The sequence below is a fragment of the Streptomyces sp. 4N509B genome, from assembly GCF_052245655.1.
Lineage (GTDB): Bacteria > Actinomycetota > Actinomycetes > Streptomycetales > Streptomycetaceae > Streptomyces.
This window is the reverse complement of the sequence record NZ_JBQQBZ010000027.1, coordinates 31,114-47,967: the sequence shown is the minus strand read 5'-3', so window position 1 is coordinate 47,967 and position 16,854 is coordinate 31,114. Positions and strand designations below refer to the sequence as shown.

Sequence of the window (16,854 nt, the reverse complement as noted above, 5' to 3'; positions counted from 1 at the left end):
TCACCCCGTCCCTTCCACGACCACCAACACCCACGCCAGCACCAGTAGCAGCACCCACTGCCCACGGGAACGCGCTTCGAGGGAGTCGATGATGTCGCCACACGCCAACCGCAGGAACTTCCTGGCCCTCTCCGCCGCCGGCACGGTGGCCGCCGCGGGCGCGCGACCCGACTCCGCGACGCCGGCCTCCCCCTCGGCCTCGCCCTCGGCCACCTCCTCGGACACCCGGCCCCGCCAGGACCACCAGCTGAGGCTGTGGTACCCGGCCCCCGCCGCCGAGTGGCTCCAGGCGCTGCCGATCGGCAACGGCCGTCTCGGCGCCATGGTCTTCGGCGGCGTCGCGTCCGAGACGCTCCAGCTCAACGAGGACACCGTCTGGGCCGGCGGGCCCTACGACCCCGCCAACCCCGACGGCCTGGCCCAGCTGGAACGGATCAGGAGCCTGGTGTTCGCGGGCGACTGGGCAGGCGCCCAGTCCCTGGTCGACAGCGCCTTCATGGGCGGCCCGCTCGGCCAGCTGCCGTACCAGACCGTCGGGGACCTGCGGCTCACGTTCCCCTCCGGGGGAGCGGTGAGTGACTACCACCGGGAGCTGGACCTGACGACCGCCGTGGCGCTGACCCGCTACGTCCGCGACGGCGTGACGTACTCCAGGGAGGTCTTCGCCAGCGCCGCTGACCAGGTGATCGCGGTGCGGTTGACGGCCGACACCGGCGGCCGGGTCTCCTTCTCCGCGACCTTCGACAGCCCACAGTCCAGCTCGACTCTCTCACCGGACCCGCTGACGATCGGTCTGGACGGGACGACGGAGGGCTGGGAGGGGGTCCCCGGGCAGGTGCGGTTCCGCGCGCTGGCCACCGCCCGCGCCACCGGCGGCAGGGTCACCAGCGGCAACGGCACCCTGACCGTCGAGGGCGCCGACGCGGTGACCCTGCTGGTCTCGGTCGGCAGCGGGTACACCACCTTCGAGGACGTCACCGGCGACGAGGACGCCCGCGCGCTCGGTCCGCTGACAGCGGCGGGCGAGCTTGCGTACGAGGAGTTGCGCGCCCGTCACGTCGGGGACTACCAGGAGCTCTTCCACCGGGTCGCGCTCGACGTGGGCACCAGCGGCGCGGCCGACCGGCCCACCGACGAGCGGGTGGCGGACTTCGCGGCCGGCACCGACCCGCAGCTGGTGACGCTGTTCTTCCAGTTCGGCCGCTACCTGCTGATCTCCTCCTCCCGGCCCGGCACCCAGCCGGCCACCCTCCAGGGCCTGTGGAACGAGCAGCTGGCCCCCTCCTGGGACTCCAAGTACACGGTCAACATCAACACCGAGATGAACTACTGGCCCGCCGGCCCCACCAACCTCATCGAGACGATGGAGCCGCTGCTCGCGATGGTCGAGGACCTGTCCGTCACCGGCGCGCGGACCGCCCGCGTCCAGTACGGCGCCGAGGGCTGGGTCTGCCACCACAACACCGACGCCTGGCGCGGCACCGCCCCGGTCGACGGCGCGTTCTGGGGCATGTGGCAGACCGGCGGCGCCTGGCTGGCGCTCGCCGTCTGGGAGCACTACCGCTTCACCGGCGACCTCGACGCCCTCCGCGCCCGCTACCCCGTGCTCAGGGGAGCCGCGAGGTTCTTCGTGGACACCCTCGTCGAGGACCCGAACACCGGCCACCTGGTCACCTGCCCCTCCAACTCCCCGGAGAACGCCCACCACCCGAACGTCTCGGTCTGCGCCGGCCCCACGATGGACATGCAGATCATCCGCGACCTGTTCGGCGCCGTGGCCGAGGCGTCGACCCTGCTGGACACCGACGCGGACCTCCGCGACACCGTGCGAGCGCTGGCCGGCAGGCTGGCGCCCACCAGGATCGGCGCCCAGGGACAGATCCAGGAGTGGCAGGAGGACTGGGACGCCATCGCCCCCGAGCAGGGCCACCGCCACGTCTCCCACCTCTACGGCCTGCACCCCAGCAACCAGATCACCCCCACCGGGACCCCCGAACTCGCCCAGGCCGCCCGCGTCACCCTCGAACGGCGCGGCGACGCCGGCACCGGCTGGTCCCTCGCCTGGAAGATCAACTTCTGGGCCCGGCTGGCCGACGGCGCCCGCTCCTACAAGCTCCTCGCCGACCAGCTCACCCCCGACCGCACCGCCCCCAACCTCTTCTGCCTCCACCCGCCCTTCCAGATCGACGGCAACTTCGGCGCCACCGCGGGCATCACCGAATGGCTGCTGCAGTCCCACACCGAGGAGATCCACCTGCTGCCCGCCCTGCCCCCCGAACTCCCCACCGGGCAGGTCACCGGGCTGCGTGCCCGAGGCGGCGACACCCTCGACATCACCTGGGAGAACGGCCGGCTCACCCACGCCACCGTCCACGCCCTGCGGGCCCGCACGGTCCGGATCCGGGCCGGCGTGCCCGTCAGGGTGACGACGGCCGGCGGCCGACCGGTGGCCACGCGGCGGCCGCAGCCCACCGTGGTCTCCTTCACCACCACCGCCGGCGCCACCTACGAGCTCAGCCCGGGGTCACGGCCCTGACCCCGTGCCCCGCGAGCGGACGGGCGTTCGCCGCCGCGAGGGCGCGGGGCGCGAGGGCGTGGGGCGCCTCAGCCCGGAGAACGGAGCCGGAGGATTCGGGCGGCGGGCGCCGGTCCGCCCACGAGGCGGAGCACGCCGGCGGCGGCGTCCCACTCGGCGGACCAGGCGCCGAGCCGCGTCGGATACCGCACGTCGATCTCCGCGTCGACGCCGCGCAGGTGCGGCATCGGCAGGTCGACGCCGGCGTCCGCGCCGGGCCGCCGCCACACGGCCAGGACGTTCTCCCCACCCGCCCGCAGGCCGAGGGCGATCCAGCCGTCCTCCCATCCCGGCAGGCCGAGCGGCCAGAACGGCACCGCGCGGGCCAGCAGGCCACGGATCGCCTGATGCGCCTGGACGCCCTCGCGGACCAGTGCGAGCTGGTCGGCCGCCATCCGGTTGAGGTGCCCGGAGAGGTAGAGCCGGCCGAGCATCCCGGTGACCAGCGTGAACGCGATCTCCTCGTCGGACATCTCCGGCTGTGGGTAGGCCCAGCTCGCGGACTGCTCGGGCAGCACGGCCATCGGCGCCGACGCGGCGATCGGCGGATAGCGCAACGGGTTCTCCTGATCGCTGGTCGACTGGAGTTGCAGCCGGGCCAGCAGCGCGTAGTCCATGCGCATGCCGCCGGAGCCGCAGTTCTCCAGCACCAGGCCCGGGTGCCGGTCCAGCACGCCCTCCAGCCAGCGCAGGTGGGCGCGGTTGTGCTCCAGCAGCCCGGCCCCGGGCGACTCGGCCCGCACGTCGGTGCCGGGACCGGGGTTGACGTTGTAGTCGAGCTTGAAGTAGTCGATGCCGAACTCGCTGACCAGCCGATCGACCGTGGCGTCCAGGTGCGCGACCGCGGCGGGGTGGCGCAGGTCCAGGTGATACCGGCCGTTCTCGACCTGCCGCCGGCCGTCCCGTTGGAAGAACGCGTCGGGCGGCAGGCTGTCCGCCAGCGGGCTGCGCACGCCGACGACCTCCGGTTCGAGCCACAGCCCCGGCCGCATCCCGGCGGCGCGGACGCGGTCGATCACCTCGGCCAGACCGCCGGGGAACCGCGTACGCGAGGGCTCCCAGGCGCCGACGCTGTCCCACCACGCGCCGTCCTCGGCGTACCAGCCGGCGTCGATGCAGAAGTACTCGGCGCCGGCCGAACCAGCGGCGTCGATCAGGGGGAGCAGCCGTTCGGTCGTCGGGTCGCCGCGCAGGGTGTTCATGAAGTCGTTGAACACCACGGGCAGCGCCGTCCGGTCGGGATGCGGCCGGACGATCGCCCGCCGGTACGCCGTCAGCGCCGCGACCGCCGACTCCAGGCCCGCGTCGCCGATCGCGAGCCCGACGGGCACGCTGGTGAACCCCTCGCCCGGGTTCAGGGTCCGGCGCCACTGGTGGTCGCGGTCACCAGGTCCGGTCACGGCCAGGTACACGCCGTCGAGGCGCTCGCCCACCTCCCAGCGCCACGCCCCGTTGTGCTCCACCTGGAACGCCCACGCCCGCCCCGTGTCCGTGTCGAGAAGCGCCCCCATGGGCAGGTACTCACCCGACGACCAGGAGCCGTGGCCGGCCATCACCAGCGCGCCGCGCGGCCGCTGCCCGTGGGTGGCGAGGTCGACGTCCGGCAGCCGGCGCCGCCGCAGCGGCTGCCGCTGCCACCGGCTCTCGGCCAGCCAGTCGTTCTCCGCCCAGTACACGTCGATGCCGTCCGCGCCGGAGCCGGGTCGGAACGCTCCGGTCGCCAGCGAACTGACGGCGTGCAACGTCACCGGCTCGGCACCGACGGCCCGAACGCTGGTGTGCGCCTGGATCGCCGGGACGTCCCGCGGCGAACGGATCACGGTCAGGACCTGGAGTCCGGCCTGGTCGTCCACCTGCTCGACCTCGATCCGCACCCAGTCCCGCGCCGTCTCGACGTGGTGGCCGACGTACCGCAGCCGGGCACCGAGCGTGGTCCCCACCTGCCGGGGCCCGGACCAGGGGTGCCCCTCGCCCGCGATCAGCACCTCGACCAGCGGCTGGCCTGACCGGCGCGTGCCGTCGCCCTCGCTCCCGCCGTCGGCGTGGGCCCGGGACACGTCCGTCGGTTCGATACGTGTCAGGCACACGGGCGCGTCGGCGTCGGCCGTCAACGCGACGGTCAGCGCGGAGTGGCCCCACAGGAGTCGGATCGGAGGGCGCGTCACCATGTGAGGGGCCTTTCGGGTTCGCTTCCGCCGAGCGCCGGCGTGGCTCTGTCGCCGCGTGCGACTCGGTCGCAGGTCATCCGCTGGAGTCAGCGGGGCAGTTCATCTGATGTTCTCACGCTCGCGCCGGCCCCGCAACGGCCTGCCTCGCCGCACGAACGGCCCGGTGCGTGGCGGCTGGACCACGGCGACCGGACGGCCAACGGTGTCGCCCCATCAGGCGCGCTGCCCCTCGTGCGCCGGCACGAGGCTCGCTTCTCGCCGCCGGGCACCCCCCGGACGCGTCGCTCTCACGCCCGGGGTTGGCCGTGGAGCCCTGAGGGCCTAGAGTTCCCGATCGAAGTATTCATCATATGACTCGCCTTGTCTGAGGCGCCGGTCAGGACCGTCGAGCATCTGATCCCACGAGAGGACTGTGATGATCCGCCGATCCTTCTCCGACGGCTGGTGGTTCCGGGCCACCCACACCGAGGGCGCGCCGGTCGCGGGGGACGCGCCGGCCGTGGGGGTGACGCTGCCGCACGACGCCGTCCTGGCGTCGCCACGGCGCCCGGACCCGGCCCTGGCGGGCACGGCCTACTTCCCGGGCGGTGCCTGGGAGTACACGAAGCGCTTCCCCGTGCCCGAGGAGTGGCGGGACCGCCACGTCCTGCTGGAGTTCGAGGCCGTGTACCGGTCCGCCTCCGTCTTCGTCAACGGCGCCCTGGCGGCACACGCCGCGTCCGGCTACACCGAGTTCACCGTGCCGCTCGACCCGTTCCTCCGGTTCGGCGCCGAGAACGAGGTGCGCGTCCAGGCGCGCGCTCACCGGGACTCACGCTGGTACTCCGGTGGCGGTGTCATCAGACCCGTGCACCTGGTGGTCGCCGACCCCGTCCACGTGGCGCTCGACGGGATCGTCGTGACCACTCCGGACGTCGACGCGGAGTACGCCCTGGTCCAGGTCGACACGACGGTGGACAACGTCGGCCGGCACACGGCGACGCGCACCGTGCGGACGCGCGTCCTCGCGCCGGACAGCACCGAGTGCGCCGCCGACACGGCCCGGGTCACCGTCCTGCCCGGCGAACCGGCTGTCGTGCACCAGCGGATGCTCGTACCGCGCCCCCGGCTGTGGAGTCCGGACTCACCGTCGCTCTACCGGGCCGTCGCGACGGTCGCGGCCGACGGCGTCGTGACCGACGAGGCGGAGACGACGTTCGGGATCCGGGTGCTGCGGGTGGACGTCGCGCGCGGTCTGCGGATCAACGGCGAACAGGTCAAGCTGCGCGGTGCGTGTGTGCACCACGACAACGGCGTCATCGGCGCCGCCACGATCGCGCGCGCCGAGGAGCGCCGCGTCGAGCGCCTGAAGGCGGCCGGCTTCAACGCGATCCGCAGCGCCCACCAGCCGATGAGCCGAGCGATGCTCGCGGCCTGCGACCGCCACGGCATGCTCGTCATGGACGAACTCTCGGACATGTGGACGCGGCCCAAGAGCGACCACGACCCCGCCACGACCTTCCCCGACACCTGGCGCCGCGACCTGGAGTCGATGATCCGCAGGGACCGGAACCGGCCGTGCGTGTTCGCGTACTCGATCGGCAACGAGATCCCGGACATCGCGACCGGGCACGGCGCGGCGTGGGCGCGACGCCTCGCCACCGAAACGCGCCGACTCGATCCGACCCGCTTCGTGACCAGCGGCGTCAACGGCGCCCTGCTCGTGATGCCCGACACGCACGACCACGACCACGATCCCGAGCTGCTCGGCGAGGCCGCGCGCGCCGAGGTCACGGAGATCAACGAGGCCGGCACGGGGCTCGCCGAGAAGATGAACACGCTCGGCACCTCCGAGGCGGTCAGCGCACTGACGGCCGAGCCGTACGCCGCCCTCGACATCGCCGGGATGAACTACCTCGACGCGCGGTACGGACCCGACCGGCGGCTCTTCCCGAACCGCGTCATCGTCGGGTCGGAGACGTTCCCGACGCGGATCGACCAGCTCTGGGCGCTGGTGCTCGCACACCCCCACGTCATCGGCGACTTCACCTGGACCGGCTGGGACTACCTCGGCGAGGTCGGCATCGGCCGCCCGCGGTACGCGGAGCGTCCCGACGATCCCGGCGCGCTCGCGGGGTATCCCTGGATCACGGCGTGGGTCGGCGACATCGACATCACCGGGCGCCGCCGCCCGGCGTCGTTCTACCGGGAGATCGTGTTCGGGCGGCGGGCCGAGCCGTACGTCGCCGTGCGTCGTCCGGGCACCAGAGGGCTCACGCCGACGTCGAGCCCGTGGGCGTGGTCCGACAGCGTGGCGTCGTGGACGTGGCCGACCGCCGAGGGCTCGGCGGTGGAGGTCGAGGTGTACAGCGACGCCCCCGAGGTCGAACTGTTCGTCAACGGGACCTTGGTGGGCCGTCGACCGGCCGGCGCCGCGCACCGCCACCGCGCCGTCTTCGACGTCCCCTACGAGCCGGGACACCTCGAAGCGGTCGCCGTGCGGTCCGGCGAAGCCGCCGAACGCTTCTCGCTCCGGTCGGCCACCGCGGACCGGCGGCTCGTGGTGGCGCCGGACCGCACCGAACTCCGGGCCGACGACACCGAGCTGTCGTTCGTCGACATCGACGTCGTCGACGAGCACGGCACCCACGCCACCGACGCCGAGACCGAGCTGGAGATCGAGATCGACGGCCCCGGCCACCTGCAGGGATTCGGAAGCGCCGCGCCCCACACGGAGGAGTCCTACCTCGACCGCCGTCATCGCTCCTTCCAGGGCCACGCCCTCGCCGTCATCCGGCCGACGGGTCCCGGGACCATCACCGTGACCGTCCACGCGAGAGGGGTCGGCCACGCCGTCGCGACGGTCGTCGTGCGCTGACAGCGGTCTCCACGGTCGAGGAGGGCCCGCCCTGGACGGGTGGGGTGAGGCGAGGTGAGGCGAGGCGCGGTGTCCCGTGGCGGCGGCGGGCCGGCGTGCCGTTCAGCCGCGTGGGTCGGAGACCCAGTCCAGCCGCAGCGTCGACGGCCGCTCGTCCACGGTGATCCGGTGCTCCTCGCCCGCGCGGCCGTTGAGGGCGAACGGCCGTCCGGCGTCCAACCGCACTCGGTCGCCGGGGTTCAGCCAGGCCGCCTCGGGCAGGCGTCGCAGCCGCACGGTGGCGCCCGTCGCGTCCCACGCGAGCCGTTCGACGACGATTCCGCCGCGGGCCCTGAGCCCGGTGACCGAGCCGACCGGCCATTCCTCGGGCACCGCCGGCAGGAGCGTGAGCGTCCCGACGGTGGAGGTGAGGAGCATCGCCGCCACGAGCGCCGGGAGGCCGCCGCTGGGATCGAGATTGAAGATGCTGCCGGCGTCGTGCGTGGTCGTCAGCGCGGGGCGCCAGTGCTCCACCGCGAGCCACTCGGCACAGCGCAGCGCCGACCGGGCGTCCCCCAACGCCGCCGCCGCCATGCCGAGTTGGACGAGGCCGAACGCCATCTCCATGCGTCCGGGAGGCGCCGTCGGATCCTCCGCCCGCCACGCCAGCCTCGCCGCGACCGTCGCCGCCGCGGCGGCGCGCAGCGCGGCCGCCGACTCCGTCGCGCCGACGAACGCGGGATCGGGCTCGTACCACAGCGGGTACAGCTGCGAGGTGTGCCGGTGCGCGTGGTTCTCCGGCCACCGGTCGTCGATCCACTCGGCCAACGTCCCGTCGTCCGCGCGTCGGTACGCCGGCAGCGCCGACGCGAGCGCGGCCCACCGCTCGTCCAGGGAGTGGTCACCGCGCGCGCGTGCCAGGAGCCCCGCGCACCGAGCGGCGTCCCGCAGGATGGCCACGTCCATCGTGGCGTCGGCGACCAGAGGCGAGCCACCGGGCTCCGGGGCGTTCTCGGGCGAGTAGTTCGGGACGAGGTGCCGCCGCCCGCCGGCCCGGGTCGTGGCGGTCTCGGCGAAGGCGAGGACGCCCTCCACCAGGGCCCACAGCTCGTCGTCGACGACGCCGCGGTCGCCCGTCGTCGAGACGAGGTCCGCCGCGAAGCGGAGCACCCAGCCACCGCAGCCGACCCAGAACACGTGAGGGAACGCCGGGGCGAAGTGGTTGGCGCGGCCATGGTTCGACATCCGCGCCGGCAACAGCATGCCGTCGGCCCCGAAGACGCGGCGGGCGTTGTCGCGGTAGTCGTCGAGGTAGGGGAGGACCAGGCGCAGCAGGGAGCGGGCGAGCTCGGGGGTTCCCGTCGGGATGAGGCCGGCGACGCCGCCGTTCTGGACGTTCCCGTTCATCGTGTAGTCCGCCGACCAGGCCGGCGTCCACGTTCCCTGCCACACGCCCTGCAACGTGGGGGGGAGCTCACCGGTCGCGGCGATGGTGTTGGCCCGCCCGGAGAGGTAGGCGATCTCGACCACGCGGCGCCGGGCGGACCCGTCACCGTCCCGCGCGGCGGCCCACAGGTCCTCCGTGGTCCTCGCGGCGTGCCGGCACGCGAGGTCGAGCACCGACCGCCGCACGAGATCACCGTGGGCCGCGCGCTGGTGCTTCCGCAGGGCCGCCCAGTCCGACGCGGCCGGTTCCGCGCGGGCGCCGTCGGATGCGCCGACCCGGACGTCGAGCCGGAGCAGACCGCTGCCGCCGGCCGACACGCGCAGCCGGCCGCGCAGGCGGGTGCCCGACGCGTCGGGCACCCACGGCCCGCCGCCCCGCACGGTCGTCTCCGCGGTGATCCCGTCGGAGGCCCCGTCGGAGGTCCCGGCAAAGGTCCCGACGGGCCCGGCGCGCTCCGCCGACGCGGTCACGACGCCCACCGTGCCCCCGGACACCTCCGCCCGAACCGCCGAGGCGTAGTTCGGCGCGCCCGTCTCGGCGCTCGGCGTCGACTCCTCCGACAGGCCCACCTCGACCTCGGCGACGAGGTCGCGCTCCGACTCGACGGCGACCCAGACGGTCTCCGTTCCGCGCGGGGCGACCGCTCGCAGAACGATCCGCCCTCCCCGGTCGTCCGACCACTCCACCGCGACCTCACCGTGCTCCAGATCGACGCGGCGGCGCATGGCGCCGCCGCCGGGAGTCGACACGGTCAGCGTCGCGCACATGCCGAGGGGGTCGGTCCAGACGAGCCCTCCGTCGAAGCCTGACTCCCGGGCCGCCTCCGTCATCAGGCGTCCGGCCTCCTCGCCGTCGCCGGCCAGAACGAGCTCGCGCATCGTCGCCACGACCGGGGCGAGGAACGGCGCGGGAGGCGTGGGATTGGCCGGCAGGAAGAACCGCTCGTGGGCGATCGACACGCTCTGGCGTCCGGGCGGGCCGAAGACGACCGCCCCGACGCGCCCGCTGCCGGTGATCACGCCGTGCTCCCAACCCGGCGCGGGCGTGGCCGTTTCGAGGACGGGAAGGGGCGTCGTCGGACGGCGATCGGCGAGGGGGCGGGAGGTCCGGGCCATCGTTGAGGTCCTTCCCGTGGGCTCGGGAGCGTCGGTTGACGTTCCCCCTCCGCGCGGCCCCGGGCCGCGCGGAGGGGGAACGGTGCCACAGGGCGTTCAGCCGGCGTCGTAGGCGTTCTGCCAGATCTCCAGGTAACGGTCCACGCCGAGTCCGTCCAGGCCGTCGAGGTAGGACTGCCAGTCTCCGTCGCTGTCCGGGTCACGTACGCCGGTGACGAACTCGGCGGTCGCCGTCGTGATGTAGGTCTCCACGTTGGTGAGCAGCGTGGAGAGCTCGCTGCCGTCCTCGAGGGGGATCCAGACGTTCCAGTACGGGAACATCGCGTCGGTCTCCTTGCCCTCGTAGAGCTCCGTGGCGTCGAACAGCCGCCGTTCGAAGCCTTCCTCCGTGTAGATGTCCATCGGCTGGACCTGCGTGTTCCGGAAGGTCTCGGTGTCGAACACCTGCGACATCGGGCCCCAGTTCCCGTTGTAGTCCGCCTCGTTCTCCTCGTCGAGGGGAAGGTCGACGAGCGCGGGTTCCAGGTCCTGGTCGAGCGCGATCTCGCCCGCCCTCGGCTCCCGCCAGCCGATGCCCTCCTCGCCGAACTGGGCGCGGACATGACCCTCCGGCGAGAAGATGTAGTCCATGATCTGCATGATCTTCTGCTGCTTCGCCTCGCTGGCGGCGTTCGTGATCACGAAGGTCGCCCCCGGCGTGCTCGGCATCACGTAGGTCGCTGGATCGCCGGCCGGCCCGGTCAGGGGCGGCATCGGGTCGTACTGGTTGTCGCGACCGTCCTCCTGGCCGATGGTGACCAACATGCCCGGGTGCATCCCCGTCATGCCGCCGACCGTGACCCCCTGCGCGGCGTTCCCGGTCGCCTGCATGGTGTCGGGGCCCTGCGAGAAGGCGGCCGGGTCGATCAGGTCCGCCTCCCACATCCGGTTCAGGAACCTGAGCCCCTCGCGCCAGCCCTCCTGCGCCGCCTGCACCTGCACCGTGTCGCCGTTCAGGCCGAGCGACACCGGCTGCCCGACCACGCCGGAGTTGAACGCGTTGTAGATGAACGCGTTCATGATGAACGGCACGAGGGAGTTCTGGGTGTTGCCGGTCAGGGGGATCTCGTCGGCCTTGCCGTTGCCGTTCGGGTCGTCCTCCTTGAACGCGACCATCACGTCGAAGAACTGCTCCGGTGTGGTCGGCATCGACAGGCCCAGGTTGTCGAGCCACTCGGTGTTGATCCAGAACTTGTAGGGATACGAGCAGTGGTAGCAGTCGTTCCACTGCGGCAGGCCCCATATCGTCCCGTCCGGGGCCGTCGAGAACCGCTCGAACTCGGGTTCCTCCTCGAACGCCGCCTGGATGTTGGGGGCGTGCTGCTCGATGAGGTCGTTGAGCGGCGTGAGGAGTCCCTGCTGGCCGTAGCGCAGGAGTTCTGACTGGTTGAACTGGGTCGCCCACGCCACGAGCATGTAGGCGTCGGGGAGGTCGCCGCCGGCGAGGGAGATCTGGCGTGCCTCCGTGGCCGCCGTGGCCTCGACGGAGGTCGTCTCGAACCGCAGGTCGACGTCGAACTTCCTCTCCAACTCACGTGTGAACGAGTTGGTGTTGAGGTTCATCTGCGCCAACTGCGAGGCGAATATCGTGATGACGTTGTCGTCGCCCGCGTCCGAGTTGGAGCAGGCGCTGGTCAGCCCCAGGAGGGCGCCGAAGGCGGCGAGGGTGGCCACGACCCTCCTGACGTGGCGCGATCTCGATCTGGATGGCGATGCGAATGGCACTGTTCTTCCCTCTTCCGTGGGCAGGCGCGGTCGACGGACCGGCGCGAGCCGAGGTCGTCCGTGTGGGTGGCCTCCAGGCCCCGGGAGTGAAACCGGTCGGATCCGCGGGCACCGCGGCTCCTCCGGTCACCCCTTGACGGCGCCGATCATGACGCCCTTGGTGAAGTACCGAGCAACGAAGGGATAGATCAACATGACGGGAACGGTGGATATCACGATCAGGGAGTACTTCATCAGGTCGGCGAGCTGCTGCCTTTCGAGCTGGGCCGCGGCGTCCATCCCCGGCGCCGACTCGTTCAGGATCAGCACGTTGCGGAGCACCAACTGAAGGGGATAGAGGCTCGGGTCGCGCAGATACAGGAGCGCGTCGAAGTAGGAGTTCCACTGGGCGATCGCGTACATCAGCGCGATGACCGCGATCAGTGGTTTCGACAGGGGCAACACCACGGACCAGAGGAAGCGGAGATCGCTGGAGCCGTCCAGCTGGGCCGCCTCGTAGAGTTCGTCCGGGATCGTGGAACGGAAGAACACCATGGCGATGATCACCTGCCACACCCCGATCGCCTGCGGCAGTATCATCGCCAGCCGGGTGTCGAGCAGGCCGAGGTTCTGCACCACCAGATAGGTGGGGATCAGCCCACCCGCGAACAGCATGGTGAAGACGACGGCCATGGTGATCACACCACCGCCCCAGAGATCCTTCCGGGACAGCGGGTAGGCGATGGCGACCGTGAGGGTCACGCTCAGCAGGGTTCCGACCCCGGTGTAGAACAGGGAGTTGGCGAACCCGGTCAGTATCTGGTCGTCGCTGAGGACGCGTTCGTAACCTTCGAGTGTGAAGTCGACCGGCCAGAGCGTCACGCGCCCGGACGACACCGCCAGCGGATCGCTGAACGAGCTGGCGACGATGTAGACGAGGGGCAGCAGGACCACCAGCAGGAACGTCGTGAGCAGAACGTACACGGCGATCATGAACACGCGGTCCACGAGCGGGTCCCGAATGTGGCCCGATCGTCCACGAGACGCCTTCAGCAGCCTGGGTTTCGCGGTCGTTCTCGAATCGGTCACCATAGTCCGTTCCCCGTGATCCTCTTGGCCGTGAAGTTGACGACCAGCAGCAGGATGAGGTTGACCACCGAGTTGAGCAGACCGATGGCGGCGGCCTGGCTGAAGTCGGCGTTCAGCAGTCCTATCTTGTAGGTGTAGGTCGGGATGATCTCCGACGTCGACAGGTTCAACGAGTTCTGCAGCAGGAACGCTTTCTCGAACCCGATGGACATCACGTTGCCCACGCCGAGCACCAGAATGATGACGGCGGTTGGCATGATGCCGGGGATGTCCACGTGGATGATCTTCTGTAGCCGGTTCGCGCCGTCCACGCGCGCCGCCTCGTACAGCGCCGGATCGATGGAGGACAGGGCCGCCATGTAGATCACGGCGGAATAGCCGACCGTCTGCCATATGTCAGTCGCGACGTAGATGTGTCGGAAGTAGTCCGGATCGCTCAGGTAGTCGACCGTGCTCAGCCCGAAGAACGAGGTCATGTCGCTCATCAGACCCAGTCGTGGCGACAGGAAGAGAATCGTCATCGAGACCACGACGACGGTCGAGATGAAGTAGGGCGCGTAGGTGACCATCTGCACCGTGCGCTTGAAGAAGCGGTTGCGAACCTCGTTGAGGGCGAGCGCGAGGATGATGGGGAACGGGAAGCTGGCCAACACCACGTATCCCGAGAGCAGGAACGTGTTCTTCACCAGGGTCCAGAACTGGGGATTGGCGAAGAGCCGGTCGAACTGCTCGAACCCCGCCCAGTCGCTGCCCCACACGCCGTCAATGACGTTGTAGTCCTTGAACGCGATGACGTTGTTGGCCATCGGGACGTACTTGAAGACGACGAAGTACACCAGTGGCGGGACCATGAGGAGGTACAGCTGCCAGTGTCGGCGAAAGCTCTTCCTCGCGCCCGCCCGGCCCCGCGCGGTACGACGGGACCCCGCCGTCTCCGACGCCGGCCTCGCCGCCACCGGCGTCACCACGGTGACCCCGGCCCGAGCGGCGCCAGTGGGGTCCTCGCCGGACCGGCGCGGCGCGTGGTGCGTTTCCAGGTTCTCGACACCATCGTCGGGCACCAGCCAATCTCCGACGTTCACGGACGACGTCACGATAAAAGTCTGACCTATCCGTGTCAACAGTCGTGGCAACCGTCGAGGAAGGCGCTCGCTGCGATCACGCGGTGACACCCCGTTTGCTGCCGACCCCACCGTGTCCGCGCAGCTCCACCCCCCTGTTCCGGTCTCGTGCCGACGGCTTGGCCCCGCTCCGCTCGGACGGCGGGCAGCGCGTAGCCGGCCCTGTTCTCTCCCGGGAGATCAGACCTTTGGTTTCCCCCATCGGTGGGGGAAACCCGGGCGATCCCGCCCGCCGGGAGGGCCCGCCGGCCGCCGGCGACCGGGGCGTCGGTGACGGTGGAGCCACTCTCCCCGGAGCCGTCGGGACGCCGGGGTCGCGCCACGGTCGGCTACGTGGCACGGGCCGCTTCCGGTGGCCCGTGCCACAAACATCTAATCTTCATGGCGGAGGCGATGGCTGAAGCGCAGCCAGTCCCTTCCTCCTGCTGAACGCGCTGAGCCCGATGTTCTCGCGGTCAACCGGCCAGTGTGGACGCCAGGGCGGTGACCGTCGGTTGTTGACGCAGCGAGAACGCCATCCCTACACTGCGGTAGTCATCTGATCTTTACCCCTCTCAGGCGAAGGGTCGGCCCATGCCGCAGATCACCGCCGTGACCGTTGAGGACGTCCGTTTCCCGACGTCGCTCACCGGCGACGGATCGGACGCCATGAACAAGGACGGGGACCATTCGGCGGCGTACGTCGTCCTGCACACCGACGGCTCCGACTCCACGGGCGCCCCGCTCGCGGGCTACGGCCTGACCTTCACGATCGGCAGGGGCAACGACATCGTGGCCGCCGCGGCCGTCCAGCAGGCCCAGCACCTCGTCGGCCAGGACGTCGACGCGATGGCCGCGGACATGGGCGCCGTCTACCGCCTCCTCACCTCCGACTCGCAGCTGCGCTGGCTGGGACCGGAGAAGGGCGTCGTCCACCTCTCCGTCGCGGCCGTGCTGAACGCGCTGTGGGACCTCGTCGCGCGCCACGCGGGCCAGCCGCTGTGGCGGCTGCTCACCGACCTGACGCCGACGCAACTGGTCGACGTCGCCGACCTCCGCTACCTCTCCGACGTGCTGACCCGCGACGAGGCGCTGGAGATCCTCCGGGCCAGGGAGGACACGAAGGCCGACCGGGTGGCCGACCTCGCGCGGACCGGCTACCCCGTCTACACCACCTCGGCGGGCTGGCTCGGGTACGACGACGACACGCTGCGTCGGCTCTGCCGCGAGGCGGTCGACGCCGGGTACGGACACCTCAAGCTCAAGGTGGGCGCCAACCTGGACGACGACGTGCGTCGCTGTGCCATCGCACGCGAGATCATCGGGCCCGACCGCAAACTCATGATCGACGCGAACCAGATGTGGGACGTCGGGCAGGCGATCGACTGGGTGCGGGCCCTGGCGCGGTTCGAGCCGCTGTGGATCGAGGAGCCGACCGGCCCCGACGACATCCTGGGCCACGCGGCCATCCGGCGCGCGGTGGCACCCATCGGTGTCGCGACGGGCGAGCACTGCCACAACAGGGTGATGTTCAAACAGCTCTTCCAGGCCGGCGCGATCGACTACTGCCAGCTCGACACCGGGAGGCTCGCGAGCATCAACGAGATCGTCGCGGTGCTGCTCCTGGCCGCCAAGTTCGGGGTCCCGGTCTGCCCGCACGCGGGCGGCGTCGGGCTGTGCGAGATGGTCCAGCACGTCGCGGTGCTCGACTACGTCGCGGTCTCCGGCGACCTGACCAACCGTGTCACCGAGTTCGTCGACCACCTGCACGAACACTTCACCGACCCCTGCGTGGTGCGCGACGCCGGTGCGGGCACGGCCTACGTCCTTCCGACCGCGCCTGGCTACTCCACCCGGATGCGTCCGGCCTCGGTCGAGGAGTACCGCTTCCCCGACGGCCGTTACTGGGCATCCGCGACCTCCCGGACACCCTCCCCGCACCCGTCGGCCGCCGCCGCCTCGGCGGCTGTCAACACCACCGAGAACTAGCACCATACTGAGTCATGTCTCGCACCGAAGAAGTCGTCGACGGCATCAAGCGGATGATTCTCGAAGGCCGGCTCCGGCCCGGCGATCGCCTGCCGATCGAGAAGGACCTCGCCGAAACCCTGGGCGTGTCACGCGGCCCGCTGCGCGAGGGAGTCTCCGCGCTGTCCATCCTGGGCATCCTGAACACCCGTCAGGGCGACGGGACGTACGTCACCAACCTCGACGTGACACGGCTGCTGGCGCCGATGGGGTTCGTCGTCGACATCCAGGGCGACAGCACCGCGGCGAACACCCACGCCGTGCGCCGGATCCTCGAATGCGAAGCGGCGCGGCTGGCCGCCACCCGGATCACCGACGAGGCACTCCGTGAGGCGGGAGACCTTCTCGACGAGGCGGCCCAGATCGTCGGCCGGGCGCCCGAGGAGCACGAGCGGCTCATCGAGGTCGACATCGCGTTCCACCGCATCATCGCCGCGCACAGCGACAACCCGGTGCTCGCCGGGTTGATCGAGGCGTTCGCCGGCCGCACGGTGCGTGGCCGGCTCTGGCGCAGCCTCCACGAGGAGGGCGCCGACCTGCGCACCCACGAGGAGCACGTGGCGATCCTCAAAGCCCTCCAGACCCGCGACGCCGAGACGGCACGCATCCGGATGGCCAACCACCTGATCGGCGTCGAGGAGTCCCTCCGCGGTCTGCCCGACGACGGCGAGTCCACCGTGCCGCAGCCGGCGCGGGGCTGACGCCGCGGCACGGGTCGGCGCTCGTCTCCTCCCTCCTACCAGGGACGCGACG

Annotated in this window: 9 protein-coding genes; 4 read left to right on the top strand and 5 right to left on the bottom strand. The window is 71.3% G+C overall.

What is annotated here, in order from left to right; genetic code table 11:
- Positions 1-88: 88 nt before the first annotated feature.
- Positions 89-2,536, top strand: a complete 2,448-nt coding sequence (locus tag ACTWP5_RS22660) for a glycoside hydrolase family 95 protein (protein WP_443222903.1) — start codon at positions 89-91, stop codon at positions 2,534-2,536.
- A gap of 68 nt (positions 2,537-2,604) precedes the next feature.
- Here ACTWP5_RS22660 and ACTWP5_RS22655 read toward each other — a convergent pair whose 3' ends face one another.
- The gene (locus ACTWP5_RS22655; protein ID WP_443222902.1) at positions 2,605-4,743 is read right to left on the bottom strand and encodes a glycoside hydrolase family 36 protein; all 2,139 of its coding nucleotides are present in this window, start codon (positions 4,741-4,743) and stop codon (positions 2,605-2,607) included.
- Between the two features lie 415 nt (positions 4,744-5,158).
- Here ACTWP5_RS22655 and ACTWP5_RS22650 point away from each other — a divergent pair, with 415 nt between their 5' ends.
- Positions 5,159-7,600, top strand: coding sequence for a DUF4982 domain-containing protein (locus ACTWP5_RS22650; protein WP_443222901.1), 2,442 nt, complete (start codon positions 5,159-5,161; stop codon positions 7,598-7,600).
- 102 nt (positions 7,601-7,702) lie between these two features.
- Here the strand turns inward: ACTWP5_RS22650 and ACTWP5_RS22645 are convergent, their stop codons facing one another.
- From ACTWP5_RS22645 to ACTWP5_RS22630, 4 genes are all read right to left on the bottom strand, one after another.
- Positions 7,703-10,141, bottom strand: coding sequence for a glycosyl hydrolase family 95 catalytic domain-containing protein (locus ACTWP5_RS22645; RefSeq protein WP_443222900.1), 2,439 nt, complete (start codon positions 10,139-10,141; stop codon positions 7,703-7,705).
- 96 nt (positions 10,142-10,237) lie between these two features.
- A complete protein-coding gene (locus ACTWP5_RS22640) occupies positions 10,238-11,854 on the bottom strand; it encodes an ABC transporter substrate-binding protein (RefSeq protein WP_443222899.1) in 1,617 nt (538 codons plus the stop codon).
- Between the two features lie 177 nt (positions 11,855-12,031).
- Entirely contained in the window at positions 12,032-12,892 is an 861-nt protein-coding gene (locus ACTWP5_RS22635) for a carbohydrate ABC transporter permease (protein ID WP_443222898.1), read from the bottom strand.
- A 77-nt stretch (positions 12,893-12,969) separates the two neighbouring features.
- A complete protein-coding gene (locus ACTWP5_RS22630; protein WP_443222897.1) occupies positions 12,970-14,067 on the bottom strand; it encodes an ABC transporter permease in 1,098 nt (365 codons plus the stop codon).
- Between the two features lie 600 nt (positions 14,068-14,667).
- Between ACTWP5_RS22630 and ACTWP5_RS22625 the strand changes: the two genes are divergently transcribed.
- Both ACTWP5_RS22625 and ACTWP5_RS22620 read left to right on the top strand, forming a co-directional pair.
- Positions 14,668-16,062, top strand: a complete 1,395-nt coding sequence (locus tag ACTWP5_RS22625; RefSeq protein ID WP_443222896.1) for an enolase C-terminal domain-like protein — start codon at positions 14,668-14,670, stop codon at positions 16,060-16,062.
- A gap of 14 nt (positions 16,063-16,076) precedes the next feature.
- Positions 16,077-16,802, top strand: a complete 726-nt coding sequence (locus ACTWP5_RS22620) for a FadR/GntR family transcriptional regulator (RefSeq protein WP_443222895.1) — start codon at positions 16,077-16,079, stop codon at positions 16,800-16,802.
- Positions 16,803-16,854: the final 52 nt, after the last annotated feature.

What these genes read in the sequence shown, in the direction of transcription:
- ACTWP5_RS22660 (WP_443222903.1), top strand. Translation starts at nt 89, where the DNA reads ATGATGTCGCCACACGCCAACCGCAGGAACTTCCTGGCCCTCTCCGCC.
- ACTWP5_RS22655 (WP_443222902.1), bottom strand. Translation starts at nt 4,743, where the DNA reads ATGGTGACGCGCCCTCCGATCCGACTCCTGTGGGGCCACTCCGCGCTG.
- ACTWP5_RS22650 (WP_443222901.1), top strand. Translation starts at nt 5,159, where the DNA reads ATGATCCGCCGATCCTTCTCCGACGGCTGGTGGTTCCGGGCCACCCAC.
- ACTWP5_RS22645 (WP_443222900.1), bottom strand. Translation starts at nt 10,141, where the DNA reads ATGGCCCGGACCTCCCGCCCCCTCGCCGATCGCCGTCCGACGACGCCC.
- ACTWP5_RS22625 (WP_443222896.1), top strand. Translation starts at nt 14,668, where the DNA reads ATGCCGCAGATCACCGCCGTGACCGTTGAGGACGTCCGTTTCCCGACG.
- ACTWP5_RS22620 (WP_443222895.1), top strand. Translation starts at nt 16,077, where the DNA reads ATGTCTCGCACCGAAGAAGTCGTCGACGGCATCAAGCGGATGATTCTC.